The 26,403-nt window shown below is 62.6% G+C and carries 20 protein-coding genes and 7 pseudogenes; 10 read left to right on the top strand and 17 right to left on the bottom strand.

All coding sequences use genetic code 11. The features are described 5' to 3' along the window. Nucleotides 1–484 precede the first annotated feature (484 nt). Both OKW30_RS29510 and OKW30_RS29505 read left to right on the top strand, forming a co-directional pair. Nucleotides 485–1,360 (top strand): tyrosine-type recombinase/integrase, encoded by an 876-nt coding sequence (locus OKW30_RS29510; protein WP_184062687.1) that lies wholly within the window; start codon nt 485–487, stop codon nt 1,358–1,360. Between the two features lie 23 nt (nt 1,361–1,383). After that, complete coding sequence (locus OKW30_RS29505) at nt 1,384–2,553, top strand: IS91 family transposase (protein WP_429345668.1); 1,170 nt, start codon at nt 1,384–1,386, stop codon at nt 2,551–2,553. 598 nt (nt 2,554–3,151) lie between these two features. On the opposite strand, the gene OKW30_RS29500 is transcribed toward OKW30_RS29505, so the two are convergent. The 8 genes and pseudogenes from OKW30_RS29500 to OKW30_RS29465 form a co-directional block, all read right to left on the bottom strand. Next, the gene (locus tag OKW30_RS29500; protein ID WP_262414873.1) at nt 3,152–3,490 is read right to left on the bottom strand and encodes a hypothetical protein; all 339 of its coding nucleotides are present in this window, start codon (nt 3,488–3,490) and stop codon (nt 3,152–3,154) included. A 3-nt stretch (nt 3,491–3,493) separates the two neighbouring features. After that, the gene (locus OKW30_RS29495; RefSeq protein ID WP_429348353.1) at nt 3,494–3,745 is read right to left on the bottom strand and encodes a hypothetical protein; all 252 of its coding nucleotides are present in this window, start codon (nt 3,743–3,745) and stop codon (nt 3,494–3,496) included. Between the two features lie 673 nt (nt 3,746–4,418). Next, the gene (locus OKW30_RS29490) at nt 4,419–4,856 is read right to left on the bottom strand and encodes a hypothetical protein (RefSeq protein WP_429348352.1); all 438 of its coding nucleotides are present in this window, start codon (nt 4,854–4,856) and stop codon (nt 4,419–4,421) included. A 145-nt stretch (nt 4,857–5,001) separates the two neighbouring features. Further along, nucleotides 5,002–5,106: pseudogene (locus OKW30_RS29485) on the bottom strand (type II toxin-antitoxin system CcdA family antitoxin); the annotation flags it as partial. 17 nt (nt 5,107–5,123) lie between these two features. After that, nucleotides 5,124–6,224: a helix-turn-helix domain-containing protein gene (locus tag OKW30_RS29480; RefSeq protein WP_429349188.1), complete on the bottom strand. Its 1,101-nt coding sequence runs from the start codon at nt 6,222–6,224 to the stop codon at nt 5,124–5,126. 116 nt (nt 6,225–6,340) lie between these two features. After that, entirely contained in the window at nt 6,341–6,865 is a 525-nt protein-coding gene (locus tag OKW30_RS29475) for a hypothetical protein (protein WP_429348351.1), read from the bottom strand. A gap of 5 nt (nt 6,866–6,870) precedes the next feature. After that, the gene (locus OKW30_RS29470; protein WP_429348350.1) at nt 6,871–7,194 is read right to left on the bottom strand and encodes a hypothetical protein; all 324 of its coding nucleotides are present in this window, start codon (nt 7,192–7,194) and stop codon (nt 6,871–6,873) included. Nucleotides 7,195–7,860: 666 nt separating this feature from the next. After that, entirely contained in the window at nt 7,861–8,175 is a 315-nt protein-coding gene (locus tag OKW30_RS29465; RefSeq protein WP_262414921.1) for a hypothetical protein, read from the bottom strand. A 168-nt stretch (nt 8,176–8,343) separates the two neighbouring features. Between OKW30_RS29465 and OKW30_RS29460 the strand changes: the two genes are divergently transcribed. Continuing rightward, the gene (locus tag OKW30_RS29460; RefSeq protein WP_429348349.1) at nt 8,344–8,523 is read left to right on the top strand and encodes a hypothetical protein; all 180 of its coding nucleotides are present in this window, start codon (nt 8,344–8,346) and stop codon (nt 8,521–8,523) included. A 120-nt stretch (nt 8,524–8,643) separates the two neighbouring features. Further along, nucleotides 8,644–8,889 (top strand): helix-turn-helix domain-containing protein, encoded by a 246-nt coding sequence (locus tag OKW30_RS29455; protein ID WP_429348348.1) that lies wholly within the window; start codon nt 8,644–8,646, stop codon nt 8,887–8,889. A 1,011-nt stretch (nt 8,890–9,900) separates the two neighbouring features. On the opposite strand, the gene OKW30_RS29450 is transcribed toward OKW30_RS29455, so the two are convergent. The 3 genes from OKW30_RS29450 to OKW30_RS29440 form a co-directional block, all read right to left on the bottom strand. Next, nucleotides 9,901–10,782 (bottom strand): patatin-like phospholipase family protein, encoded by an 882-nt coding sequence (locus OKW30_RS29450; protein WP_429348347.1) that lies wholly within the window; start codon nt 10,780–10,782, stop codon nt 9,901–9,903. Between the two features lie 96 nt (nt 10,783–10,878). Next, nucleotides 10,879–11,172: a hypothetical protein gene (locus OKW30_RS29445; RefSeq protein ID WP_429348346.1), complete on the bottom strand. Its 294-nt coding sequence runs from the start codon at nt 11,170–11,172 to the stop codon at nt 10,879–10,881. A gap of 381 nt (nt 11,173–11,553) precedes the next feature. Continuing rightward, nucleotides 11,554–11,835, bottom strand: coding sequence for a hypothetical protein (locus tag OKW30_RS29440; protein WP_429348345.1), 282 nt, complete (start codon nt 11,833–11,835; stop codon nt 11,554–11,556). A 728-nt stretch (nt 11,836–12,563) separates the two neighbouring features. Between OKW30_RS29440 and OKW30_RS29435 the strand changes: the two genes are divergently transcribed. Next, nucleotides 12,564–12,827 carry a pentapeptide MXKDX repeat protein gene (locus OKW30_RS29435; RefSeq protein WP_429348344.1) on the top strand — a complete coding sequence of 88 codons (264 nt, stop codon included), beginning with the start codon at nt 12,564–12,566 and terminating at the stop codon, nt 12,825–12,827. 66 nt (nt 12,828–12,893) lie between these two features. Then, a complete protein-coding gene (locus OKW30_RS29430) occupies nt 12,894–13,157 on the top strand; it encodes a hypothetical protein (RefSeq protein ID WP_429348343.1) in 264 nt (87 codons plus the stop codon). Between the two features lie 793 nt (nt 13,158–13,950). Here OKW30_RS29430 and OKW30_RS29425 read toward each other — a convergent pair. Continuing rightward, nucleotides 13,951–14,652: a YoaK family protein gene (locus tag OKW30_RS29425; RefSeq protein ID WP_429348342.1), complete on the bottom strand. Its 702-nt coding sequence runs from the start codon at nt 14,650–14,652 to the stop codon at nt 13,951–13,953. Nucleotides 14,653–15,091: 439 nt separating this feature from the next. On the opposite strand from OKW30_RS29425, the pseudogene OKW30_RS29420 reads away from it, so the two are divergent. After that, nucleotides 15,092–15,295: pseudogene (locus OKW30_RS29420) on the top strand (IS6 family transposase); the annotation flags it as partial. A 29-nt stretch (nt 15,296–15,324) separates the two neighbouring features. Here the strand turns inward: OKW30_RS29420 and OKW30_RS29415 are convergent. Then, a pseudogene (locus tag OKW30_RS29415) lies at nt 15,325–15,714 on the bottom strand (DNA-binding protein); the annotation flags it as partial. A gap of 601 nt (nt 15,715–16,315) precedes the next feature. Then, on the bottom strand, nt 16,316–17,632 hold the full coding sequence (locus tag OKW30_RS29410) for an MFS transporter (RefSeq protein ID WP_429348341.1): 1,317 nt from the start codon (nt 17,630–17,632) through the stop codon (nt 16,316–16,318). Between the two features lie 762 nt (nt 17,633–18,394). Between OKW30_RS29410 and OKW30_RS29405 the strand changes: the two genes are divergently transcribed. Beyond that, the gene (locus OKW30_RS29405) at nt 18,395–19,681 is read left to right on the top strand and encodes an ATP citrate lyase citrate-binding domain-containing protein (protein WP_429348340.1); all 1,287 of its coding nucleotides are present in this window, start codon (nt 18,395–18,397) and stop codon (nt 19,679–19,681) included. A 27-nt stretch (nt 19,682–19,708) separates the two neighbouring features. Then, the gene (locus tag OKW30_RS29400) at nt 19,709–22,408 is read left to right on the top strand and encodes a CoA-binding protein (protein WP_429348339.1); all 2,700 of its coding nucleotides are present in this window, start codon (nt 19,709–19,711) and stop codon (nt 22,406–22,408) included. A 287-nt stretch (nt 22,409–22,695) separates the two neighbouring features. Here OKW30_RS29400 and OKW30_RS29395 read toward each other — a convergent pair. Together OKW30_RS29395 and OKW30_RS29390 are read right to left on the bottom strand one after the other, a co-directional pair. After that, nucleotides 22,696–23,034, bottom strand: a pseudogene (locus tag OKW30_RS29395) (alcohol dehydrogenase catalytic domain-containing protein); the annotation flags it as partial. A gap of 13 nt (nt 23,035–23,047) precedes the next feature. Then, nucleotides 23,048–24,488: pseudogene (locus OKW30_RS29390) on the bottom strand (GMC family oxidoreductase); the annotation flags it as partial. 56 nt (nt 24,489–24,544) lie between these two features. On the opposite strand from OKW30_RS29390, the pseudogene OKW30_RS29385 reads away from it, so the two are divergent. Further along, a pseudogene (locus OKW30_RS29385) lies at nt 24,545–25,692 on the top strand (IS3 family transposase); the annotation flags it as partial. Between the two features lie 168 nt (nt 25,693–25,860). Here OKW30_RS29385 and OKW30_RS29380 read toward each other — a convergent pair. Then, nucleotides 25,861–26,373: pseudogene (locus OKW30_RS29380) on the bottom strand (transposase); the annotation flags it as partial. Nucleotides 26,374–26,403 lie beyond the last annotated feature (30 nt).

The raw sequence follows: 26,403 nt of genomic DNA, 5'->3' as shown, positions 1-26,403 counted from the left end.
GCAATCAATCGCCATAGCCCCGAAGACTCCATTGCATCAGAGCACTCCGCGGTTTCCTCCCTTCAGGTTTATTCAACGCCTGCCCGCACGCGCCGGCGCGCACCCCGAGTCCACGGACATGGGCAGGCATCGAACAAACCTCAAGACGATCTGCCGGCTGACGCGAAATGATGAGTGGCCGGTGCACCTTGTAAGCAGCCGATGAATTCAGGCGGGGCCGAAGGGCTGCAGTGGGTCGCAAGTACTCGTTCGCTTTCCGTGGGACGAGTCATTCGCGACCACCGACCTGTGAATGACAGGAAAGCGCCCCATACCCGCCTGACCGGCACCGATGCTCGAATGACGGCTCAGGCCGACATGGACTAAACCGCTCGCGCGGTAGGGGGCTGCGGCCCGTCTCTGGCGGCGAATGGGAGGCCAGTGGCGCCGGCGCTTATGTTGGTGGTTGAGGCAATCCGCCTCGTCCTCCAGCAGGAGCCCCATCATGACCTCCTCCGATCCGGGCATCAGCCCGCTGCGCCGCCGTATGCTTGAGGACTTGCGCATGCGCAAGTTCGCACCCAAGACCCAGGCCGCCTACCTACGTGCCGTACGTCAGTTCGCCCGATACCTCGGGCGTTTACCCGATACCGCCACTGTCGAGGACCTCCGGGACTACCAGCTGCATCTGGTCGATCACGGCGCGTCGCCGGTGTCGCTGAACGCCGCGATCAGCGGTCTGAAGTTCTTCTTCGAAGTCACGCTCGGCCGGCCTGAGCTGATGGCGCGGATGCAGCCGGTACGCGTGCCTCGCACGCTCCCGGTTGTGCTCAGCCCCGAGGAGGTGCGCCGGCTCATCGCGGCAGCCGGAAACCTCAAGCATCAGACCGCGCTGTCGGTCGCCTATGGCGCCGGGCTGCGTGCGAGCGAAGTGGTCGCCCTCAGGGTCAGCGACATCGACAGCCAGCGCATGACCCTGCGCATCGAGCAGGGCAAGGGCCGCCGTGACCGCTACGCGATGCTCTCGCCGGTCCTGCTCGAACGTCTGCGCGTCTGGTGGCGCGTTGCCCGTGCCCAGGGCTGCATGCTCGATGGCGGGTGGCTCTTTCCGGGCCTCGATCCGATCGACCCGCTCAGCACGCGGCAACTGACCCGCGCCATCCATGCGGCCGCCGAGACCGCAAACATCGACAAGCGCGTATCCATGCACACGCTGAGGCATTCCTTTGCCACGCACCTGCTGGAACAGAAGGAGGATATCCGCGTGATCCAGGTGCTCCTTGGACACAGGCAGATCGAGACCACCACGCTCTATACCCAGGTTGCCACTGACCTCCTGCGCAAGGTGGTCAGTCCGCTGGACCGCCTGCCCGCCGGCTAGCCCGGCCGCACGCGGAGCACCCCGTGCTGGAGGTCGCGGATATCTTCCGCGCCTGCGGGCCGGCGTGGCGGCGCACGGTAGCGCTGAGCCTGGGGCAGCTGAAGGTCATGTCGGCCATCGAACAGTGCCGCAGTGCGGCACTCGGGGGGCATGTGCTGCGCTGCGCCGGCTGCGACCGCATCGAGGTTGCCTACAACTCCTGCCGCAACCGTCATTGCCCCAAGTGCCAGGGCAGTGCTGCGCATCGCTGGCTCCAGGCACGCCAGGCCGATCTGCTTCCGGTCGGGTACTACCATGTCGTCTTCACGCTGCCCGCGCCCATCAGTGCCATCGCCTGGTACAACAAGGCCGTCATCTACGGGCTGCTGTTCGATATCGCCGCCGAAACGCTACGCACCATTGCCGCTGATCCGAAGCACCTCGGCGCCCAGATCGGCGCGACGCTCGTGCTGCACACCTGGGGCTCGGCACTCACGCATCATCCGCACGTACACGGTATCGTCCCCGGTGGTGGGCTGTCGCCCGATGGTCAGCGGTGGATCGGATGCCGGCCCGGCTTCTTCCTGCCGGTACGTGTGCTATCGCGCCTGTTCCGCAGGCGCTTGCTCGAAGCGCTCACGGACGCGCACCGGCACGGCCACCTGCAGTTCTTCGGCCAGTACGCTGAACTTGCCGACCCAGCTGTCTTTGACGTGTGGCTTGCGCCGCTGCGTGCCTGCGAATGGGTCGTCTACGCAAAGCGTCCCTTTGCAGGACCCGAAGCAGTGCTCGCGTACCTGTCGCGCTATACGCACCGCGTCGCGATCTCCAGCCAGCGCCTGCTTGCATTCGATGAACGCGGCGTGACCTTCCGCTGGAAGGACTACCGTGCGAAGGGGCACACCCGCTACAAGACCATGACCCTCGAAGCCGGCGAGTTCATGCGCCGCTTCCTGCTCCATGTGCTGCCCGGTGGCTTCCATCGTATCCGTCACTACGGACTGCTCGCCAACCCGGTGCGCCGCGCCAGTCTCGCGAAGGTCCGCGAACTGCTGCACGTCGCGACCGACGTCAACACATCAGCTCACGAAACCGTCATCGAAACGCGCCCCGCCTTCATCTGCCGGCACTGCGGCGCGCCGATGATCGTCATCGATATCCTTGCGCGCATTGCACCGATCCGCGCACCACCCACGCGCCGGGGCGAGATATGAGCGCCACTGTTCCAGGACGAACAACCCGACCCTCGGCTTTGCGGCAACGCGGCCCACGAGCAGACCTTTGCGTCTGTCGCTTCGCACAGGCCCTTGCACGTCCGTTCCGCCATCACGATGGCGCCACTGCACCGCTTCGGCACAACCTCAGCCCTCAACCGGCCTCCCGCCTGACCACGCATCCCGCAACACCGCTCGCCATCCCGGGCAATCAATCGCCATAGCCCCGAAGACTCCATTGCATCAGAGCACTCCGCGGTTTCCTCCCTTCAGGTTTATTCAACGCCTGCCCGCACGCGCCGGCGCGCACCCCGAGTCCACGGACATGGGCAGGCATCGAACAAACCTCAAGAGCTGCTGCCTCTGAGGCGCCGTCAAGAACGACCGGTCCATCTTGTTACCCGCGCTTGAACTCCCAACGTCGCACCGGCGGCGATGCGGTCGACAAGACTCATTCAGCGATAAGGCTAACCTGTTCAACCGAAGGTAACGAGCCGCCTGAGTGTCGCGACGGTGAGTTCGGGATGCCCCGTGAGAAACGGCAATCCATGATCGGCAGTCTGAGCGACGCGCGGAGCCGCATGGGGCGGTAAGCCCTCTAGTCGCGCTCGTGAAATTCCCAGGGATTCATCCTGTCGACAGATACCGGCACATTGGGTCGGGGCACGACGCCCTTCAGGGCCTGCATTGAGCCATCCGGTCCGGACGGCGGATCGACGCGAAGCCAACGCCCCAGCGTATCGCGGACACACTGCTGGCAAAGGTCAAGGCTCACATGGGCGCCGTCGCCGAAAATCGAGCCAAAGCCGCCACGCCAGTCGAGCGACATCTTTTCGTACCACTCCCACTGATCGTCAACCGGCGTCATGCGCCGGCCGCAGCGGTCGCATGTGCATGCCGCGACCTCCTGCACCGTCCTGTCCCGGTATTCGCGCATGACCTATCCTTTTCCCCAGTCCGAATTTTCCCAGTCCGGCGGCACGAGACCAAGCTGCTTCGCGGTGTCGACCGGCAGGCGCAACAGCACCGCGCCCGGGCCGCGCTCCATGTTGCCGAGCATCGTGACCTCAGCGGCTACACCGTCGAGCTCGAGATACACGACGTCGTCCGGCTCAAGAATCTCGGTGTAGAGATCCCAGCCGGGCTGATTACCCTCTTTCGCCTGATACCTGATGTGGTTCCTGGTACTCATGAATCCCTGTCCCTTTTGCGAGAGTTTAGCCGATGCCCTGATTGTCGGTGGCCAATCGCGCAGATACTGGATGCGGTCCGCGGCGTCACTGACAGCCGCCTCTCATTTCACTGTTCATCATGCGAACCCGGCTGGCCAGAAAGGTTCGCAGGTGGTCGAGCCTTATCCATTCTTCCCGATGGAGCAGCCGATCTGAATGCGGCCATGACAGACTCGAGTCGATAACCGCAATATGCTCCAGGGAGCGCCATTGTCGCAATCTCCAATGCCCGGCGTATAGGGTGTATGGCGAGAAGCAGGTTGGCCGAGCGGCCGTGCTGCCTGACGCTTATAAAATTTACAGCGCATTCCAGAACGCCATCATCGCTCATCACTGACCGTGCACCGCACTCGGGTTCCGGAGAGCCTTTCACTACGCGACAATCGATCCCGTTGCTGCAATGGCGGTACAGGAATGGGAGCGAGAGAACGGTGCGTGAGAACTGTCAGGCATCCTGCGGGCAAAATACCCGCTCATCTTCGACGTCAACCCGACAGTCGCTGATGATCTGGATGCCATCCCAACGGTTTTCTCCCTGTGGGGTTTCGAGTGCGGCGACGGCTGGTTCGATCTGATCGACATGTTGTGCGCGAGGCTGCAACTTGCTACAAGGCACGGCGCACCGCTCTGGCATCAGCGCTGGCCGTTGAGAAAGTCGAACCAGTCGTGCGCGAAAGCACAGCCGTGGTCAGGAATGCCCGAACCGGCCAGCTTCCTGTCGAAGTACGTTCTGGCAGGCTCGGGAATCTCATCGAGACGCACGTAACGGTAGCCTGCGTCATTCACGTGAACCGTCACCTGCGGTGGCGCGGGTCGCGGTGGCAGGGCTTCGCAGCCCTGATTCAGCGCAGCGGCAACACAGCGCGCCACGAGATCCCATACGCTGCCCGCCCATCTCGGATAGCCGCGCACCGTGGCCCGCTCGCCGACCTGCGGGAGCACCGCATCGTCCAGGGCCACCCTGTAGTCCGCGAGTGCGCCGCCACTCACGCGCGCGATGTCCGCCGTGGCGATGACCCGCTTTCCGTCTTCCCGTCCACCGGGCAGCAATTCAATGGTGATCCGAAGCATTCGCCTTTCCTTGTGATCTTGTCATTCGGTACCGCAGTTGCGCGGACGCGCATCGCGTCGAGGTCCCGAACCTGCGCTGCGATCGCCTGCGCCCCCGGCGAATGCCTCCGTCCCGGTGGCTCCGCCCAGACAGCAGAACGCCCCCTCAGAACTTCCAGTAGCCGTCGAGTGGAAGCCCCTGCTGCGCCACGCAAGCGTTGTCGCTTTCGATGGCTGGCGCGTTCTCCTTCCGCCATACCCCGCCCTGCCGGCCGGGCGCGACGCTGGCTACGCCCCTTTGCGCCGCTTACGACCTGTCGAGGCGATGTTCCTTCGCAACACAGACGACGTCAGCGGCCAGCGAAGGGTTCGCCGCGCCGGCCTGCGGGTGCCGGCCACCGCCTTGCCAGGATCCGCACCGGTGATCCGCCGGGACAGTATTTCGCCGGCGAATGCCGCAGCGTGCTCCATGGACAGCGAAGGCCCCAGCAGGTCACGCATGCGGCCATCGGCTACGGCGGTCGTAAACGAAAAGCCCGCCGCGCCCACCGCCAGCATGTCATCCAGCACCGGAATCCTGAAGGCGAACCCGGCTGCGCGCGCGACCATGCGCGCCACCGTCTGGCGTGCGTGCGACGGATCGATCCCGTATGAGACGGCGAGGTCGACCAGTGGCCGCCGATGCGCGCCCACCCCATAGCGGTGGGCCAGCAGGTCGGCATCGCGCGCGGGCGTTGCATCGAGCGGCTGCTCCGGTTGGAGGAGGTTGCGTCCGCGGGTGGCGAGGCACGCCGCGACGCGATGGATGGCAGCCTCGAGCGTTTCAGTGCCGATCGTCACGCGCCAGCGGCCATCGCCTACCCCGGGATGCGACGCCGGCGGCGCCAGCAGTTGCCCGGGCGCGAGCAGCAGGGCGCGCTCCCAGGTGCGAAGGCGCGCCACGGTGAGCGCCTTCGGAAACGTCCCCTGTTCCCACCGCAACAGCGTGGGACGGGACACATGGCAGGCGCGCGCCACCTCCGCAACGCACAGGCCCAGTTCACTGCGCAGCCGCCGCGCGTGAGGGCCGATCTCGCAGCACCGGGCGGCGGGGATCCGTGACTGAGGATCGCCGTCTGCACGGGCGACGGCATCCGCCGCAGGCAACCCGGGGTCCGGCAACGGTTGCGTCCCAGGACCGAGCAGCCAACCCGGCGGCACCTGCAGGGCCGCCTCCAGCGCGTTCACGGTGGCGGCTGCGACGGTGTGCGGCCACCTTCCCTTCTCCCAGTGCCCCAGGGTCACTCTCGCCACCCCCGCCCTGACCGCGAGATCGTCCTGTGTCATCCCTGACGCCTTGCGTCGGTCCCGCAGGCGCTGTGCAATCCGCGGTACGTCGGATCGTGGCATCCACACACGCGTCCCGGCCATCCTGATCCCCTTCATGAGGCTGTTTCTGTTTGAGCGAAGAAATGCGTCCGCACGTCCCGAAACCGGACGACGGCCCGGCCGGCAGCCGCCCGGCGTCAACCGGTACACGCATAGGCATTGGCGCGCGCGTCATGCAGCGCATGGTGCTCGCCGCCATGGCGCGCGTAGTAGGCGGCGCGTCGCTCGGGGTTGCGCGTGCCGGCGATGTTCCCGAGCCGCCAGCCACGCGGCAGCGGCCCGCCCAGCAGGAACCGCAACAGGTGCAGGTCCGTCTCGTAGTCGTAGCACAGCACCGGCCCGGAGTCGCCCGGCACCGCGATGAGCCATGCGCGCAGTGCCTCGCGCAGCGCTGCAAACGGCATCGCGCGCCCCTCGGACTGGCCGAGCTGCGGCAGTACCACGGCGCGGACAAAGTCGCTGCACAGCGCCGGATCGAAATCGGTCCGCTCACCGTAGAACTCGGACCCGTTCTCGCCCACGAGGGCGAGACTGACGAGTTGGCACTGCCGGAAGTCGGTGAATTCCGTGTCGAGGAAATACCGGTTGTTCCAGCCAGCCGGCGGCTCGGGTTCAGCCGGCAGGGGCCACCGCATCGCGCCGTGAAAGTGTGTATCCGTCATGTCCGCTACTTCGTCATTGTGCCGCCGGCCCGCCCCGTGTCATCCAGTGCGAACCCGCCCGGGGCTGATCCGGGTTGGTCGCCGTCTTCCCGGCGCGCATCTGACCCGGCCCGCCCCGCCGGCACCGGCACCGTGCGGGGTTCGCGCGCGCCACGGATCCGCCGCAGCGGCCCGGCGAGCACCGTCACGTGTTCCGGAAACGGGATCGGGACGGCCCCGGTCGCCCCGGTCGCCTCGTCGCGGGTCGCACGCACGAAGCGCCGCAGCCGCGCGCGCAGCGCTTCGGCGGTTTCGTCTGGAAGCGCTATCGCCCGCCTGCGTCTGCTCATGTCGATCCCTTTCTGAAGCCGCAGCCGATGCGCCGGCGATTGCGCTGGCCGCGATAAGGCGGATTATCGCGGCCAGCCCGCCTCCGGCCAGTGCATCGCCACGAGCCGAACCTGCAGTTCCGCGAGGACTGGTGGCTGATCCCCAGCACGGAATCGGTGTGCACCAGGTGACCCCCGGCACACTGCCGGCCAGCCCGCCTCATCGTCGTCGAGCGCGAGCCATGCGTCTGGGCGCCGCCGGCACACGTCGCCCAGACCTGCACACCCCGCGGCACGGACCGGAACCACACCCGATCCATCCGGCCTGTGGAAGGTCGCGCCGACCACGCGCCGACGCAACTCCGGCGGCAGACGGCGGCAGACGGCGGGCCACCTTGCGCACGCTGCGGAACACCCGCACCCAGCTCGTGGACAGCACGATGCTCAGCGCGGAGTGCGGCTCAAGGCAGTTCGCCAGCAGCGCCGCGTGTTCAAACAGCGCGTGGCCCGGCGGGCTCGCGACATACGGCCCGGCGTCCGGACGGCGCCACACGTCCTCCGGGTGACGCACCCTCCATCGAAATCGGGATACAGCACGAGGCCGCCATGCCCGCGCGGCAGGATGTCCGGCTCCCCAATGGCCATGCCCGGCCCCACGTCCGGATGCACATCCACCGCGAGCCAGGATTACGCACTAGCCGGTGCGGCTGGCGCCTTCGCGCGCCAGAGCCGCCTGCCGCGCGCGGGCTGTGTCGCCAGCGCATACGGCACCGACAACGTCCGCCCCGCAGCGGTCGTGAACCGGGTCACAGTGAGCAGTTGCTTGCCCTGGCCGCGATGTTCGTACTCGGTTGCGCCCACCCGGATCTCGGAAAGCGGTTCGAGCGTCCACTGGCCGACCTCCCGTGCCAGCCTCGTACTCAGTACGGCCGCGTCGCGCAGAACGACATCCCCTCCGACGAACTGCTCGAGCGTCGCAGCGGTTGCGGGCAGGTCCAGCATCACGATCGTCGGGACGGCCCGCGAGCGCGCCCGCGACACCCTCAGAATCAGGACGTCCCGCGGTAACAGTTGCTGAACCGCTGACCATACACCCCTGCCGGGCAACCCGCCGAAAGGCACGTTGGACGGAGGCACACGGTTAATTTCACTTGTTACAAACATACAGCTATGACCTCGAACGCTTTCATTACCAACGAACTGCTCGCCGAGCATGTGGTCTTCATGACAAGAGCCGACGAAAAAGAACCCACAGACAGACGACCGACAAAAATTCCCGCCACCTTATTCACTTATCCCGCGTCTACGCTCGCCGCCACGCCCGCACCTGCGCCAGCCGTTGCCGACTGAGGCGGATGACGCTTTCAACCTGACATTAGAAACGTTACCCAAAAGTGAAAAGACCATCGCCCTCATAAATGGGTCGTAAATGCCGTGGCCAAACGACCATCATACCGCGACCATCATGGGATGCAAAGGGTATCGGTCAAAATGGACGATGCGGGACACCTAGCCGCCATAGGCGCGACGGTTCGCGCTCGTCGGCAGGAATTCGGTGTCTCACAGGAGGCCCTTGCGCACGCGACGGGAATTGACCGCAGCCATATGGGGCGAATCGAGCGAGGGGAACGCAACCTATCTGTTCTAAACCTCATTCGAATTGCTGACGCCCTACACATTCCACCGTCGAAACTTCTCAAAAGCGCTGGTCTTTGAGGCAAAATTGAATCGATCGATTGCAGTTTAGAGCGATGCCCTATTTGCCTCCCGTCTCGTGTAGACATCAAATGAGCGTCAATCGTCAGAAGTAGCTAATGACGACGCGGCACCGATACCGCTACCGCGAAGAAGCGGTAAGTTCGTCGGGAAATCTACAGGCCACAACATTCAGGTCATGTCCTACGTCCATCTCTACTTGAATGCCCTTTGTGTTATTTAGTTAAGCATACTAAATATAAAATTTGCTCTTTTCTTTTATGTCAAATTCCAAACCGCGTATCCGCCACCTGTGGTCTTCCATCGCGTTGATTTGCATAAAACTGTCCGTATAAAGCCGGCTTCCGCCTCCTGCAGCCTCATCGCCTTCGCCTGGGCAGCATCTAATCGGCCCCTCAATACGCCGCTAGAGGACGCGCGTCGTCCATCTGCGCCCACCCGGTTTCAATTGCACGAGGATGTTCGTTGTCTCAAAATCCGCGCGTCGCGTGGCGTCATTCAGTTCTTCGCAGCTGTCAATGTCGCCGAAATTTCTCCAGAGGAAGGACGCGCGAACATCGACTAATAATGCAACGTAATCCGCGTTATTTCCAACGCATTCGTCGATGTATTTTTGACGTTATTCCTATAATGTTGAAATGACGCGACACAGATTCGATAATCATCGCGTGACACCCTGCCGCGCCCCGTCTCGCGTCCAACCATGAAAACGATTCTGCTCGCCGCGTCCGCTCGCGCTCGACAGCCGCCACGGCGTCAACCGTGCGCATGGCCGCATGCAGATCGCCGCCAACGACGATCTCAGCGCCGTCCGCGCCTGGCTCGCGCGCCTCGCGGGGTTGTCGTACTTTCCGTGCGAATCCTGCGGTTTGGTCCTAAAGGTTCTTACCGCTTATTGAGTGACGACCTGACAAATCGTCCGCTGTGCGACACACGCAGGGCCGTGGAGCCTTGCTGCAAGCGACTCTACGGGCGATCACCGCCCCATTTCGCACGGAAGGACGTTAGCCGCTAGTACGTTGCGGTGGTGTGCGCATGATCGCGCAGTTCGTCAGGAATGAACACGCGTTCGAGACCACCTTCGCCGAGCCACGCGCGCGTCTTCTGCGCAGCACGTTCGATCAACCGCGCACACTGCGAGTAGTCGTACGGTGACACATCGAGCGGACACAGCGGCGGAACGACGTAGATCTGCGCGCGTGCCGAGTAGAATTCCAGATCGCGAACGAGTTGTCGCGCGATGACGAGCGTCAGAGCGTGCATGGCCTGCGCAATCGCGCTGCCGGGCGGCGCATGCAACGCACAAGCGAAGCCGGCCGGCAGCACGATGATGCGCGTCGCGCCGAGCGCGACCGCCACCGAGACCGGCGTGTTGTTGGCGACACCGCCATCGACCAGAGCCACCCCGTCGATCCGCACCGGCGGAAACACGCCAGGTATCGCCGCGCTGGCGAGCACGGCGTTCACCACGGGACCCGATGAGAGCACGATTTCGTGGCCGGCGAGCATATCGGTCGCAACGATGTGAAGGGCAAGCGTCGCCTGCTCGATCCGCTCATACGACAGATGCTTTTCCAGCAGCCGCCGCAGCGCATTTGCCTCGACGAGATGCGCACGGCTACGCAGAATCATCGCGAGCAGCCCGAGCATCGACAACGGCATGATGTCCTGCCGCCTGATCGTGCACCACAGCGCTTCGAGCATCGCGACGCCGTCGCGGTCCGGACGGCCGGCGAAATACGCCGCGTTGATCGCGCCGGCGGAAGCGCCGACGACCAAACCCGGCCGCTCACCGCGTTCGATCAATTCGCGCAGCATGCCCACCTCGATTGCGCCAAGACTGCCACCGCCTGCAAACACGAACGCGGTCAAGCCGGACGGATGGGATTTCATGGCTTTTCAGAAACACCGTATGCGGAAAGCCGGAGCTAATGCGCGTGGGCGCAGGGTCGTCGCGACCGCGCAGTCTCAGCAATTCGCGCTGCGACGTCAATGTCCCTTGAAGATATCCAGCAGTTGGGTCTGCAACTGCATCATGGCCTGCGCGTGCTTCATTTCCATTTGCGCCATCGCCTGCTGATGCTCCATGTCCATCTTCATCATCTTTTCCTGGATGTCGATGGCCTGGCTCCGTTGTTCGGGAGTCAACTTGTCCATCATCATTGCCCAGTCCGGCGGCATGGTGTACGTGCCGCTGCGTCCGATGCCCTGCGCGTGCGCCGCGCCGGCTGCCAGGACAAACGGCAGCATTCCGTACAGAATGACCTTTTGTATCGGTTTCATAGAACCTCCATTTCGCGTTCGCAGCCCGAATCAGAAGAGGGCCGCACAGGCGACGTCCACTCGCACAGCGCGGCAGGCTTCGGCGTATCCGTCGCACAAACCGCATCTGGGAACACAACACCAGCGCTCGCGACGGGATCGTGCGGCGCGGTGTTTCAAGCTTTCGTCGTGCGGGCGGCCGGGAAATGACAGGCGTTGGGCAAAATGAACGCGACGCGGCGCGCGGCCTCTGATTTTCCGCGCGCTCAAGTGACCGGTCGTACCGTAATCGCGCGCCTTCAGCTATAGCGAACTGTCCGCAGGCCGCTTCTCCAGGTTCAACGTCCGTCGTAGAGGGTGGTGAAGCCGACGCCGTTACAATGCGGGTGCCAGATCGCCTGCCTACCGCTGCCGCTGGGTTGTTGCCGCTGCACCATTTCCACGATCTCCTCGGCCCTCTTGCATTCGCACCCGACAATGGATACGAACCAGCGCACTCTCTGCAACCGGCACAACGTTATCGACCGCCGTTGGCAGGTCGGGTGACGCGGCGTGCTGTGTTCTTTCGGCGTCGATCGTTGCAATCAGCCCCATCGAGCGTTGATCGACCATCGCGAGCAGCAATTCCCGGTTGTTCCGGATCTCGTCGGCATCCTGCGGGCGGACATTGGCGCAGAGCGGCATGAACCACCGGGAATCACTGCACGCGGACGGCCGCGTTGTTCAGCGTGTCAAGATCAAACCAGGGTCGGCAGTCCCACGGATTGCAGAATCTCGACGGCGACGGCAAATAGAGCCCCCGGTTGCACAGCGTGGCTTCGAGGTAGCCGGTCCAACTTTCGCCGTATGGCTGATAGTGGTACGGGGGCGACGCGCTGATTCGGAGGCCGTGACGGGAGGGCATCGTACCGTACGCGGGAAAGGGAATGGACACTGTATCAACCTGCCAGGGCAGCCGGCGATCCTTAAGCCGGTTGGCTGTCCCATTGATCTCCGAACCCCGCAAAGCACTCGCCTCCCGCCGGCCGTGTCCGAAAGACGAAGACACGTTCATCTTTCACCGCTGCACGGGTCCACCGTTCCCGTACCTCAAGCGTTATATAAAGCGACGCGGGCGAGAATGCGAGCGGGCGGAGACAGGTATTGACGCGGGCAACCGGTCAGTCCGCGAGCGGCAGCGAAATGCGACGCGCGTTGGCGTCGGAATGCCAATGCTCGGCCGCGGTCACAGGAAGCCGGGGTACCTCATCGGGGCCCAGAAATAGCTGCCCCGACGGGTTACAGGGTTGACCGGGGGAAATGCACAGAACTGACTGGGCGGTGCCTGAAGCGCAGAGGAACACGCAGAGGGCACCCCGGGAAGAACCGGCGAAAGCTGGTGATAACAAACCGGCGACCGCAGGATTCACGTCATGGAAAAGGAGCTCAAGATGAAACGTCTGATCATGGCTGCATGTTCAGCAAGCCTTCTGATGCTGGGTACTTCTGCATTCGCCCAGTCGAGCGGCGCGATGGGCAACAACTCGATGTCAAAGGGCGCAATGGCCGCAAGCGAACCCATGGCTGCAAGCGGTACGATGGCCAAAAAACCGATGAAGCATCAGAAGAAAATGACGAAGAAGGAAGATAGCGGGATGGGAATGGGTAACCACGCCTCGGGTACGAGTGCCAACTAGGACAAAGTCTGACGTGAACGGCGACGGACGACGTCAGCCCTTCCCGCATCGACCGACCCGGGGTGTGTGGAAACGTCTAAAGAACCGCAATATGACGCGCGGCTCTTGCGCCACCTGGCGCGTTTAACTGTCGCCGGCAGCGACACGGCAACAACGCGCCGTCAAACGGCTCGATTTGCAGACCACGGCGACTGGAAAGCACAGGACGGCAAGGTCTGCAGCAAGGGCAGCAAGATCCCCTACGCCTGCAACGAGGTGCGCATCAAGGGCGACGACCTGTACCTCAAGCGCGATAGCGGCGAGATCGTGCAATTTATCGAGGCGCATTAACCAGAATCGCGGATGACGTGACGGCCGGGGCCGGCCATTGTCTGGAGCGCTTTCGCGGTTGGGCAATCGCATCGTTGGTATCGGACCTGCATCGACGGCTCGTGGGCCACGAAAGCAGTGCCTGCCAAAGACCACCAAGGTGGCTCGACCCATGACGAGCACCGCAACACACGGCTCGTACCGCCTGTCATTGCGATGGGTTCCGTCATGGACAAACGCATGGGTTCTTTTCGTCCCGGTTTCTGGATTCGGCCGTCAGGATGACTTTGGGCCTGGCTGCTGACGATCGCGTATCACACCATGCCATCCGGCCCGCGCGTAATCGCTTCCCAAGGTCGTCGACGTCCCACCCGGCCCGGCGTCGCACAGCGGTTTTCTTTTTATTGCGCCGCAGACGACCAAAGCCGCCGCGATTCTCTATGTCGGCAGACACGGCAGCTTGCAACTGAACCTGTATGGAACGTTCGGTTGGGGCGAAAACACGTTTCTCGTCCGTACGTGTGATTCATTCAGAGTGAGCACGAAACGCGCACCCAGGATGTCAAATTCGACAACCCCATGATCGACGCGCTGCGCACAGTTAGCCGCGAGACGTACGACGGATCTAGAGCAAATGGCGGAGATGATCGAGGGCGTTGATTTTGACAGGATACCTGATTGAGCCGGAAAGACCTCGTTCCAAACTGCAGACGCAGTGATACCTCTGAGGGTTCAGGTTTACCCACATGTCTGTGAATGAAGCTGCGATTTTCTGCTTGTAAACGAGCGGATGCGATACTAACTTTGGCCATCCTCATGCGCGCGGCGCTTGCGACCCAGTCCTGGACCCCGGCCAGACAACCAGCTGGACCATTCGCATTAGCGCGCCCACGAGAAGCAGAACCGAAATCCACAGCGCCCCGCTGTGCAACACGCGGGTGGAAACGCCACCGAGCACCGCGCCCGCGAAAAAACTGAAGCCGGCCATTCCGAGCAGTGATGCATCCCGCAACGCTGTCCTGTCATATCTTGGAATCAGGCCTTCCAGCAGCCTCTTCGCAGCCCGTCGCAGATTCCCGGTCGTCATGACCGACGTATAGGTCAGATTCTCGAGATGTGTAAACGACAAGGTCTGCAGCGTGGCGACGAACGAAATGCCCGGAATAAGCCAGACTTCCGAAGCCCCGACCAGACCGCTCGATGCGATGGTCAGGAACACGATCTCGAGTAGCAGACAGATCAGCGCAGGACGCCGGATCGAACGCGTGACGGCGTCCAGGCGCAACAGGTGAACCACGAATACCGCGAACACGAACGCGACTAGTGGAGGGATGTGACGGGCCGCTTGCACCCAGTTCCCGGCCGCGACTTCGATACCAAGCAGTGCAACATTTCCCGTCATTGTGTTAGCAAACACGCCCCCGTGACCGACATAGGTAAATGCGTCGAGAAATCCGCCGGACAACGTCAACAGCACCGCCACGCCCCGGCTTCGGCTAGCCGCATCCAGATTCATCGCATCTTCTCCGGTCTTGCTTGTTCCGCCGAATATACCAGCGGATGACCGGACCGCGGGGCAGCAGCGCATCCACACAAGACGGACCCATGCCCACAGCATCGCCCCCCTCGTCTCTGTGAAACTGGTTTCGGCTGATTGTGCTCGCAAGGACTTCCCCGAGAGTCAAGCTCGGTTATTTGTGGATGTCAGCCGATGTGTGTCATAGACGCTAGTTGCCCCGGTGGTTGTTGTTCAACCACATCCTGAAGGCGCTGTACCTTGAGTGCCAGTGGCACATGTTGCCGATCGACAGGAATCAGCAAAGGTCGACGCGAAAGCCATCCGACGAGCATTTACCGAATCTTTCGTGGCTCTGTCGCGGTAAGCCAGTCCAGTTAAGCTGGAGTCCATAAAACCGCTCTATCTGCAGCTCGAAACATCGAACCTTCGAAAGGTTATGAAGCGCCTTCACTACCCGCTGGATATCATGCTGGTGTGCGTGCGCTGGTATGCGGCCTACCCGCTAAGCCTGCATCAGCTCCACGAAATCATGGCCAAACGGGGTGTAGCCGTCGATCACGCTACCGTACATCGCTGGGCGCTGAAGATCCTGCCGGTGCTGGCCCGCGTGTTTCGCCAGCGCAGGCATCCGCTGGGGCGACCTCGACCTGCGCGGCCACCCGCGAATCGAAGGGTCGCCTCGATGCGGCCCAGTTCGTCGCGGGCGGCGGCGACCGACTGCAGCGCGCCGAGCGTCGCCCCGCTGACGTGGTGGCGCGCCTCCACAGGATAGCGACCGGTTCGCCGGCGGCCGCCGCGAGATCGGCGGGCAGGTCCGGATGCCCGATGCGTACGCGGGTTTTCTGGCGCGTTCGGTCCAGAATCCGCCGAGCACCTGCGCGGGCCGCTCATGCTGCCCCGCTTCACCAGCAGGTAAAGCCGGTTCGCGGTCGGCGTGATTGCGAACCGGAAGAACAGCAGCGCGCAGACCTCGCGGGCAGCTCGCGTCTTTGGGAAGCCGACCTTCAGGCGGTCGATCTCGGCGGTGAGCCGGGTTTCGTCAGGGACGACGTTGGACACCGGAGCGGTTTGCGCGGATATTGATTAGCAATGCAACGTAATTCGCGTCATATCCAACGCATCCGTCGACGTATTTAACACTAATCCTACAATGTTGAAATGATGCGGCACAGATGCGACAACCATCGCTTGACACCCCGAAACTAGACCCGCCGCGCTCTCGACCATGAAAACGACCCTGATCGTACCGCGTCCGCTTGATGCGGTCGAATTGCCGGCCGAACTCGATGGACGACACGGCACCAACCGCGCGAACGGCCGCAAGCAGATCACAGCAGTCGACGATCTCAATGTGATACGCGCATGGCTCGCACGCGTGGTCGACACAAAAACCACCTTCGAGAACTACCGCAAGGAAGCCGGGCGGCTGTTGCCGTGGGCGATCGTCCAGCTGGGCAAACCGCTATCGTCGCTTACGCACGAGGATCTGCTTCAACTAATGGAATGGACGCTCTCTCCGATCAGGTGGTGTTACGACACCGACCACTTTGGCACATTGATGCCGTTTCGGGTGGGGGCGTCCATTCCATTAGTTGAAGGCGTCACCACGTCGACGCCGGGCGCCGGGAATGACGTCTATCGCCTGAGCTACCGTCTACCGTCAAACCACTTTCGCCGAACGTTCCACCGCGCCACCGCGACGATACAGCACAAGCGTCGCAACCAGCCCGCACAACGCGGCGAAGCTCATCCAGTATCCCGGTGCAGCCTTGTCATGTGTGACCTCAATCAGAAATGTCGACACCGCAGGTGTAAATCCGCCGAAGAGCGCCGTCGCGAGACTGTATGCCAGCGAAAACCCTGCCACGCGGACACTTACCGGCATCACTTCGGTCAGCGCGACGACCATTGCCCCATTGTAGATGCCGAAGAAGAAGGAGAGCCACTGCAGGACGAGCAGCATCCGGAGGAAGCTCGGCGTTGCCGCCAGCCACGAAAGCGCCGGATAGGTGGTGAAAATGGCAAGCACCGTGATCGCGATCAGAAGCGGCCGGCGTCCAATACGATCCGACAACGCACCGCCAATCGGCAGCCAGATGAAATTGGAAACGCCAACGCACAGCGTAACGACGAGACTGTCGGCGGTGCTAAGTCTCAGGACGGCCCGGCCGAACGTCGGCGTATAGACGGTAATCAGATAGAACGTGGTGGTCGTCATCGCAACCAGCAGCATGCCGGCGAACACGATTTGCCAGTTCGCCATCATCGTCGCGAGGATTTCCTTTGTCTTCGGACGGTGCTGCCTCGCTTTGAACTCCTCGGTTTCCTGTAGCGAACGGCGCAACACGAACAGGAACGGTACGATCGCGCAGCCGACAAAGAACGGGATGCGCCAGCCCCACGCACCGATACTCGCCGCGGACATCCAGCTGTTGAGTCCGTAGCCGAGCCCCGCTGCAACCACAATCGCGACCTGCTGGCTTGCCGACTGCCAGCTCGTATAAAAGCCCTTGTGGCCTGGCGTCGCCATTTCAGCCAGATAGACCGACACGCCGCCCAGTTCGGCGCCAGCCGAGAATCCCTGTAGCAGCCGGCCGATCAGCACCAGTGCCGGCGCCAGCATGCCGATCGTTGCGTAGCCGGGGACCGCGGCGATGAGTATCGTGCCACTCGCCATGAGCGACAGCGTCACGATCAGGCCCTTGCGACGGCCGACTTCGTCGATGTAGGCACCAAGCACGATGGCGCCTAACGGCCGCATCAGGAAGCCCGCGCCAAACACGGCGAACGTCAACATCAGCGAAGCGAACTCGCTGCTCGACGGAAAAAACACCCTCGAAATGTAGGTGGCGTAAAAGCCAAACAGAAAGAAGTCGAACTGTTCGAGGAAGTTACCGCTGGTGACGCGCAAAACGGCGCCGACCTTGGAGTGGGACGGTTTGGGTGCGTCTGCCACCATGCTGGCTGAAGGGTTCATGATTACTGTCTCCTTGCGTTTGTCTGTCTGGCTTGTGAGCCGGCAGGTCCGGAGCATTTGCCTTGCTGACCTGACGGCACCGCACTTTGAAAACGAACCGCTAACAGCGTCAATCCGATCCCACCTGTACACCGCTCTTCTGTCGCTTTTCGATTGCCGATTTCAGTAACGCCGCGCCGCGGTAGATGCCATTGCGTCTGGGGAGCGCACCATGAACGGTGACCATGCATATTCAGCATACTTCTCGACACGAACTTTCGCCATTGCCGCCGCAATCTTCCGCCAGACTCGTGCAGAGGCGCGTACTGGCAACGCGCAATAGGGGCCGTTTGCCGACCGTACGGTAGGGGTAGACACGCTATCCGCGCTGCGCACGCAGTGCTACGCTCTGAATGCTACGCGCACGATGCTATTAAAGTGCGGACTTCTGCCAAGCTGCGGACAACCCGTTCAGCCGTCACGGCATGCATGAGGCGTGTCTTTGACAATCCAGAAAGCCGATAGCGAACTGTATAAGCACAATTATCGGTCGATCGCCAACCGCGTCTCCGACGAGTACCTCCGTATGGGGATAGTAAGGTTTGCCTTCTTCGGTCTCACAGTTGCGCAGATCGGCAAGCGCGTCCTGACGGCGGCCAATCGCGTTACGCTGATGCCGTTCGCCCGAGGGCGATCCGGATCGGCGGGGCGATTACCGTGACGACCGTGCTGATTGTCCTGTCGCGCGTTGTCTAGCCAGTACCTCTCCACCGTGAGGTCACCATGCAAGTCACCGGTATGCTGTACGGAGCCAAAATGCTCCAGTTCGTCGACTTCCCGACCACTGAAGTGCTCGGCCCCGACGCCAGCGAAGAAGATATCCGCGCCATGATCGATAAGCATGGTCTGGTGTTCATCAAGCCGGTGTTCAAGGGCGGCGTCGGCAAGAAGGGCAAGTCCGGGCTGATCGGCAAGGCCGCTGACCTGAAGACCGCGCTGAAGGAAAAGGAGCGTCTGTACTTCGTCGAGCACCGCATCGGCAACACGGTGGCCAAGGCCAACGGCGTGACCTTCGAGGCTGGCGTGCCGGCCGAGCACGAGGTCTACTTCTCGATCACCGACTCGACGCATTTCCGTGCGCCGACCATGACGTTGACCCACCACGGCGGCGTCGACATCGAGGAACTCGAACGGAGCCAGGTAGCGCAGGTGCCATTCGATCCGCTCACGGGGCTGAAAGCCTTCGTCGTGGCCAATGCGCTGTCCGCGCTCGGGGCCCCCAAGCAGATCATTTCGCCGCTGGTTCAGCACCTGCCCAAGCTGTGGGAGCTGTACCACGACTACGGCATGACGACGCTGGAGTTGAATCCGATCCGCATGCGGGAGGACAAGAAGGGCCGCATGACCCCCGTGGCCTGCGACTTCAAGTGCGGCTTCGATCGCGACGACCCGCGCTGGCGGCGTCTGAACCTGCCGGCGAGCCTGTTCGCGGTCGACTACTCCGACTTCGAGCAGGAGATCAATCAGCTACGCACCTACCAGGGCCAGAGCGACGTCTACGTGATCAACGCCGCAGGGACCATCCTCGCGCCGACCTTCGGCGGCGGCGCCAATTCGCTCGTCACGCAGATGTTGGGCGACGACGCCATCATCTCCTCGGACTTTGGCGGCAACCCGCCTTACGAGAAGATGAAAGAGGTCGCACGCATCTGCTTCAAACACTGGATCAAGCAGACCAATGTGCTGTTCATCATTGGAGGCAAGTCGAATAACACGGACATCTTCGAGACCTTCCGCGCGATGGCCGATGCGCTGCGCGAGCACTTCAGCCGGCATGGCGCGACACCGCTTTACGTCGTGATCGGCCGTGGCGGCCCGAACCTGGTGCGCGGCATGGGCGCGATGCGCGACACCCTCGATGCGCTCGGCCTGCCGTACCGTTTTTTCGGCTTCGACTCCGATATGAGCGAAGTCGTGCTGCACGCGCAGAAGGTCGATGCGTGGATGAAAGCCGGTGGCCGCGAACAGATCGCCGCCCGGCTCGGCATCGCGGCGAACCAGGCCGCCTGAAGCTTGCCCCCGCATAAGGAGCATGTCATGTACAAGCAAGGTGTAGGCGATTTCAAGTATTTCGTCGGCATCAGTTCGCTCGCCCAGGTGGCCACGCGTGAAGACCGGGTCTGCGTGCTCAACATCCTGGGTGGCGAGTCGAGCGATGTGACACCGGTCGGCCATGTCTATTCGGGCGGCAACGTCGTGTTCGGCACGGCGCCAGGCAAGCGCGGCCAGGTGCTGGAGACATCCCTGGGCAACGTGCCGGTCTACAACAACGTGCTGGAAGGTATCAACGACGGCCATCGCTTCAACTGCGGCGTGATCTACCTGCCGCCCGCAGCGGCGCGTGACGGCGTGGCCGAACTGATCCGCGTGAATCCGGATCTGAAGAAGATCTTCATCGTCACCGAGAAACTGGCCGTGCACGACTCGCGCGAGATCCGCGCGATGGGTCAGTCCAACGGCATCGATATCTTCGGCGGCAACAGCCTGGGCGTGGCCGATGCCTGGAACCAGGTTCGGATCGGCGGCGCACTGGGCGGCGACCATCCGGAGGAAGCCTTGCGCCGCGGCTCGATCGCGATCTTCTCCAACTCGGGCAATTTCACCACCACCATCGCGACCTATCTGCGCATGGCCGGCTGGGGCACCACCACTTCGATTTCCTGCGGCAAGGATGTCTATATCCATTTCGCGGCACCCGAGTTCGCGTTTGCGCTTTCCAACGATGCAGGCAGCAAGGCGGCGGTGCTCTATGTCGAGCCCGGCGGCTACTACGAGCTCGACGCCACCTTCACCAAGCCGGTGGTGGCGTGCGTGGTCGGGCGGTGGAAATCCAAGCTGACCCGCGCGGTCGGGCATGCCGGCGCCATGGCCGGTGGCGCCGACGATGCCCTCAGCAAGGAAGGCTGGTTCATGGAAAAGTTCAGCGTGGACGGCATCTTCACGCCCGAGCATCCCGTGTTCTCGGCCAAGGGCGCACTCGTGACCAACATCGCCCACATTCCGGCCGCACTGACTGCGGTGATGGGCGAGAACGCCTGTCGGCTCGACTTCGCGTCGGAGGGCAATCTTGCACTCAAGCCGTGGTTCGGCGCGAGCCACGGTCTGACCTTACCGCCCGAGCTCGACCTGCCTGTCGTCGAGGCGAGCGCGCCGTATAACGAACAGATCACAGCGCTGAACCGGCAGATCGGCGCGGTGCCGCCGCGCCAGACGTTGAAGGACGCCTCGGGCGCCTCGCAGATGGATTCCAAGACTCAGGTCACCAGCCTCTACGGCGTGTCGATGCTCGACGCGGCGCAGTATCCGCTGGAGGCCAACGTCAGCCTCGCGCTATTGCACGAGCCCGGCGGCGAGAACGACCGGCGCCTGATCAATGTCGCCATCGGCGCCGGCCTCAACCTGGTCGGTCACCCGGCCCTCGCCGCGGCGCAGGCCGCGCGCGAGGCCGGCAATGCGCCCAACACGGTGCTGGCCGCTGCCGCCAGCATTCTCGGGCCGCGCTGTCAGGGCGAAGCGCGCCAGGCCACGCGCGCGCTGATTGACGCTTTCATGGCGGCAGGCATGAGCGACGCGCTGGACGAAAGCTTCGATCTCAGCCGTGTCAAGGTGGATGACCCTGCCCTGTTCGTCCGCGCCGATCCCGACGCCCGCGCCGAGGCGATGCTCGAGGGCCTGCGCGCCAGAGGCGCGAAGTCGGTCTTCCTGCGTTACCTGCAAGGACTACCCGGCCATCCCACGGCGGATGCCGTGCTCGCCGCGATCAGCGCTACCCTGGCGTGGGGGCCGCTGCTGCGCAAACGCGTCTCGCGTCTGACTGCTGAAAGCCTGCCGTGGTGGCTGCGCCTGTTCGGCGCCTTGATCGGCGCGTCGGTGAACGCGGATCAGCATCAGCCAGACAGCTTCTGCGGTATCGCGACGAGCGAGATCCTGCAGAACCGGCCGATCAGCGAAGTGGCGTTCGTCGCGCTGCTTGGCTTCGCACCCCAGCCAGCCGATCTGTTCGCTTTCCAGGTACTGGTGGGGCTGCTGCTGTCCAACGGGCCAGGCACGATCTCGGCCCAAGGCGCCAAGGGCGCGGTCTCGGCCGATGGACCCGAGGACCCCGAGCGGGTGCAGCTCAACAAGGGCCTGGTCGGCTTTCTCACTCACACCGGCTACACCCACGGTGGCAACGGCTACGAAGGTATCGCCTTCCTGATCGAGCAGTTCAAGGACTCGGGCCTGGTCGATCCGGGTGATCCCAACCATGGTATCGACCTGAAGGCGCTGGCCTTGAAGTACGTCGAGGCCTACGCCCGTTACAAGTCGAACAAGAAGAACACCGGGAGCCTCGACATCCAGAAGATTCCGGGCGTCAATCACCCGGTCTTCAAGGACAAACCAGTCAACTACGATCCGCGCGAGGTCTTCATTCGCGAGCTGATGGCCGGGCGCAACGAATACAACATCTTCCACGAGTTCTACGGCACGCTGGTGCAAACCTTGTTCGATGCAGGCGTGTCGCGCAACGTCTATTGCGTCAACGTCGACGCGGTCATTGCCGCGCTACTGCTGAGGATGCTGTGGCAGCCGTATCGCAGCGGCGGATACACCGGCGCGGCGCTCGAGACGGCGGCGTTTACGATCTTCCTGTACCCACGCATGCTCGGCTGCGCCGCTGAGGTCGACGACCACACGAACCGCGGTCGCAACATGGACACGCGCACGCCGGCGTCGCAGTGCCAGTTTGTCGCCTGATTGACGATGGCTGACAAATCGCGCATCGACCGGCCCGATTGATCGGCCTCGACACGCCGGTCTTCGCCGCATTGGGCGTGCCGACGGCCGATGCACAGCAGTTTGTCCACTGGCAGGTAGAGCCGATCTGTGAGGGCTTCTCGCGTCAGTATGGCAACGTGACGAACGTAGGTAGGGGCAAACAGGAGTTCGGCGACAAAGCGTCGCGCCGAAATCGACGTCCGTCTTGGCGGCTGAGTCCAGAAGCATCATCGAGCCAGATCCTTCGCGATAGCCGCCCGGCCGAACAGGACATCACCGCGCGGACGTGACACCTTCTGCGCAAGACCGCCCCAATGCTGCTCGCCGACGCCCCAGCCATTGAGCAGAACCTGATCGCCCGCCCCATAGTCGACATGACAGCTGTCCTCCACAACACCGACCAGGTCGATGCCCGGCACCATCGGAAATTTCCGTACTACTGGACCGCGGCCCGTTATGGCGAGCCCGTCCTTATAGTTGAGCGTCGAGTAACTCACCCGGATCGTTACATCTCCGTCGGGCAATTGCGACTCGTCGATGTCCTTCAGTGTTGCGTGGCAACCTGTCGCATCCTTCTCAATCAGAATTCCCTTGAATACACGCACCTCCTGTTTCCAATCACGCTAGATCCACGTTCGGGCTTATGCTCACCTCGACAACGCCGTGCATATGCCCCGCCGGCTTGGCTTCCCGCTTTCTATCCATGCGAATCATTTCACTCGCTCGCTCTGCGATCATCAATGTTGGCGAGTTGGTTGCCCGATGTGATCGTCGGCATGATCGAAGCGTCGACCACCCGTAAGCCGTTCACACCATGCACCCGAAGACGGGAATCGACCACGGAGTCCGGATCGTCCGCCATACCCATTCGGCACGTTCCGACCGGATGAAAGATGGTTGTTCCCACGTCGCCGGCCGCATGCCGCAATTCATCTTCGGTCTGGAATTCGATTCCAGGGAGAATTTCCTGTGGCCGAAACCGCTCAAGCGCGGGCGCCGACACAATGCGCCGGGTCAACCGCAGGGCGTTTGCCGCGACATGACGGTCCTCCTCGGTCGAAAGGTAATTGGGCGCAATTCTCGGTGCCATCGCCGGATCACTCGACGTGATGTGCACGCTGCCCCGTGAGGACGGCCGCAACTGACAAACCGACGCGGTGAACGCGTCGAACGGATGCAACGGTTCTCCGAACCGTTCGAGTGACAGCGGCTGTACATGGTACTGAACGTCAGGTCGCGTCAGCGTTCCATCATTCGGATCGGATTTTGCAAACACGCCGAGCTGCGACGGCGCCATCGCCATCGGCCCACTTCTGAATACTCCATATTCGAGGCCGATCATAAGTTTGCCCCACCAGCGAGCGCTAACGGTGTTTAACGTCCGGACGCCCTCCACCTTGAACGCCATGCGCAATTGCAAATGGTCCTGCAGATTCTCGCCGACACCCCGAAGATCCTTGATCACCTTGATTCCATGCTTGGCCAGGCGATCGGCACTTCCGATTCCCGACAATTCCAGCAATTGGGGAGAATTGACGGCCCCTGCACAGAGAATCACTTCGCGCCGCGCTCTCGCCACACGCGGCTCGTCGCCGAGGCGGAACTCGATTTCGGTACACTGGTTATTCTCGAACATCAGTCGTCGCGTCTGCGCATTCGTGAGAACCGTCAGGTTCCCGCGCTTTGCTGCAGGTCGAAGATAGGCTTTCGACGCATTCCACCGGATGCCGTGTTTTTGATTGACATCAAAATATCCAACCCCTGTGTTGTCGCCTCTATTGAAATCGTCCGTCGCTGGTATACCTGTCTGTTGCGCGGCTTGGGAGAATGTCTCGAGAATGTCCCATTTCAACCGCTGCTTCTCCACGCGCCACGGGCCGCCAGCACCGTGAGCACCACTTGCACCAGCATGGAAGTCCTCGCTCTTCCTGAACGTCTCGAGGACAGTCTCCCACCGCCATGACGAATCGCCGGCTATGCGAGCCCATTCGTCGTAGTCCTCGCTCTGACCGCGCATGTAGATCATGCCGTTAATCGACGAGCAGCCACCAAGGACCTGGCTGAAGTTGACCCAGAAAAACGGACATCTATCCTTTGGAGAAGGAGGTGCCGATTATGGGCAAGCATCGTACCCCGTACCCGGCGGAATTTCGGGCGCAAATGGTCGGGCTGGTGAAGGCCGGACGCAGGCCGGAGGAACTGGAAAAGGAGTTCGAGCCGACTGCACAGACCATCTACAACTGGGTGGCGCAGGCTGATCGCGACACAGGTGTGCGGCATGACGGTCTGACCACAGCCGAACGGCAGGAGCTCACACGGTTGCGTCGTGAAGTCCGGCAACTGAAGATGGAGCGCGACATACTCTCTCACGCGGCAGCCTGGTTCGCGAGGGAGACGGGATCCATTCCACCGAAGGGCGGTACGGATTCATGAAAGCGAACCGGGCCCGCTGGCCCATTGCGATGATGGCGCGGCTGCTCGGCGTCTCGACGAGCGGCTATTACACGTGGCTGGTGCGAGAGCCCGCGATGCGCACGCATAGCGATGTGCAACTGCTCGCGCATATCCGCACGCTCCATGCAAGCTCGCGCGGCACGTATGGGGCACCGCGTATCCATGCGCAGCTCGCGCGCGAAGGCGTACACGTGGGGCGCAAGCGGGTGGCGCGCCTCATGCGTATGGCGGGTCTGTGCGGGGCAAGCCGGCGGCGCTGGCCGCGCACCACACGGCCACGCGCAGGCGCCCGGCGTGCGCCTGATCTGGTGCGCCGGCACTTCAGTGCCGACGCGACAAACGTGCTGTGGGTGGCAGATGCGACCTATGTACCCACGGGTGAAGGATTCCTCTATCTGGCGGTCGTGCTGGACGTGTTCAGCCGTCGCATCGTCGGCTGGGCGATGTCCAACCATCTGTACACCGAACTGATGTTACGCGCGCTGGACATGGCGTTGCAGCAACGACGCCATGACGGTGTGATTCTACATTCCGATCAAGGCTGTCAATACACCTCCATTGCCTTCGGGCGGCGCTGCCGAGAAGCCGGCGTACAACCGTCGATGGGGACCGCCGGCGACGCTTACGACAACGCGATGTGCGAGTCGTTCTTCGGCACGCTCGAAGCCGAACTGCTCTGTCGCGAACACTTCGCGACCCACGAACAGGCAAGGCGGCGTCTGTTCTCGTTTCTGGAGAGCTGGTACAACATACGCCGCCTGCACAGCAGCATCGGCTACTGTTCGCCGCTCGAGTTCGAAAACCTGCATGCGCAAGGTCAAAGCTTATCGCCGCGCGGGTTGCCCACCGCCGGGCAGCGTCGTGGTCGTGACAGGCGACCCGCCGCCCGGCCGTGGACAACCCGCAATTCAACCTTATCGGAGGTGCCACACCGCATTGAACTCAACTGCAAATCTATCCGTCGAACCGGGTCAACCTCAAACAACCCCTTGCGGGCGGCACGCCCTCATCGCGTTCATAACCGCTTCTGAACCGAGTATCTTGATCACCCGCTTCATGTTGTACGCCAGCACGTGCAAGCTCTTTTCCGTGCCCACCCGCCTGAGGGTCCGTGTCAGGAAATGAGCGGCGCCCATCCATGCCTTGATCGTGCCGAACGGGTGCTCGACAGTCTGTCGCCGGATGCGCATCATCTCAGGTGCATGATCAAGTCGCGCCTGCATGTCATCAAGAACAGCTTCGTGCTCCCGGCGTGTCACGCGACATTGAGGTCCTGGCGTGCAGCCCCCTTTTTGCGGACATTGCTGGCAATTCGAACTCCAGTACTTACTGATCTTCAGGCCGCGCTCAACGGTTGAGAACCGCCAGATGAGCCTCTCGCCTGCTGGGCACCGGTATTCGTTCGTCGTTGCGTTGTATATGAAGTCTTCCTTGCCGAAGCGACCATGGGTCGTTGCACTCGATGTCACCGTCTTCGGAACGGTTGTGGTGCAATTCCGGTGCGTCGGTCTGTTACTCTT

This window comes from Paraburkholderia sp. Clong3, from assembly GCF_050436485.1.
GTDB classification, from domain to species: domain Bacteria; phylum Pseudomonadota; class Gammaproteobacteria; order Burkholderiales; family Burkholderiaceae; genus Paraburkholderia; species Paraburkholderia tuberum.
This window is presented reverse-complemented; position numbering and strand designations above follow the sequence as displayed.

Bases quoted from the DNA above. Each gene is read 5' to 3' on its own strand.
- OKW30_RS29510 (WP_184062687.1), top strand. From the start codon at position 485: ATGACCTCCTCCGATCCGGGCATCAGCCCGCTGCGCCGCCGTATGCTT.
- OKW30_RS29405 (WP_429348340.1), top strand. From the start codon at position 18,395: ATGCAAGTCACCGGTATGCTGTACGGAGCCAAAATGCTCCAGTTCGTC.
- OKW30_RS29475 (WP_429348351.1), bottom strand. From the start codon at position 6,865: ATGACGGATACACACTTTCACGGCGCGATGCGGTGGCCCCTGCCGGCT.
- OKW30_RS29410 (WP_429348341.1), bottom strand. From the start codon at position 17,632: ATGAACCCTTCAGCCAGCATGGTGGCAGACGCACCCAAACCGTCCCAC.
- OKW30_RS29400 (WP_429348339.1), top strand. From the start codon at position 19,709: ATGTACAAGCAAGGTGTAGGCGATTTCAAGTATTTCGTCGGCATCAGT.
- OKW30_RS29460 (WP_429348349.1), top strand. From the start codon at position 8,344: ATGACCTCGAACGCTTTCATTACCAACGAACTGCTCGCCGAGCATGTG.
- OKW30_RS29490 (WP_429348352.1), bottom strand. From the start codon at position 4,856: ATGCTTCGGATCACCATTGAATTGCTGCCCGGTGGACGGGAAGACGGA.
- OKW30_RS29450 (WP_429348347.1), bottom strand. From the start codon at position 10,782: ATGAAATCCCATCCGTCCGGCTTGACCGCGTTCGTGTTTGCAGGCGGT.
- OKW30_RS29480 (WP_429349188.1), bottom strand. From the start codon at position 6,224: ATGCCACGATCCGACGTACCGCGGATTGCACAGCGCCTGCGGGACCGA.
- OKW30_RS29495 (WP_429348353.1), bottom strand. From the start codon at position 3,745: ATGAGTACCAGGAACCACATCAGGTATCAGGCGAAAGAGGGTAATCAG.
- OKW30_RS29465 (WP_262414921.1), bottom strand. From the start codon at position 8,175: ATGCTGGACCTGCCCGCAACCGCTGCGACGCTCGAGCAGTTCGTCGGA.
- OKW30_RS29500 (WP_262414873.1), bottom strand. From the start codon at position 3,490: ATGCGCGAATACCGGGACAGGACGGTGCAGGAGGTCGCGGCATGCACA.
- OKW30_RS29425 (WP_429348342.1), bottom strand. From the start codon at position 14,652: ATGAATCTGGATGCGGCTAGCCGAAGCCGGGGCGTGGCGGTGCTGTTG.
- OKW30_RS29445 (WP_429348346.1), bottom strand. From the start codon at position 11,172: ATGAAACCGATACAAAAGGTCATTCTGTACGGAATGCTGCCGTTTGTC.
- OKW30_RS29435 (WP_429348344.1), top strand. From the start codon at position 12,564: ATGGAAAAGGAGCTCAAGATGAAACGTCTGATCATGGCTGCATGTTCA.
- OKW30_RS29470 (WP_429348350.1), bottom strand. From the start codon at position 7,194: ATGAGCAGACGCAGGCGGGCGATAGCGCTTCCAGACGAAACCGCCGAA.
- OKW30_RS29455 (WP_429348348.1), top strand. From the start codon at position 8,644: ATGCAAAGGGTATCGGTCAAAATGGACGATGCGGGACACCTAGCCGCC.
- OKW30_RS29440 (WP_429348345.1), bottom strand. From the start codon at position 11,835: ATGCCGCTCTGCGCCAATGTCCGCCCGCAGGATGCCGACGAGATCCGG.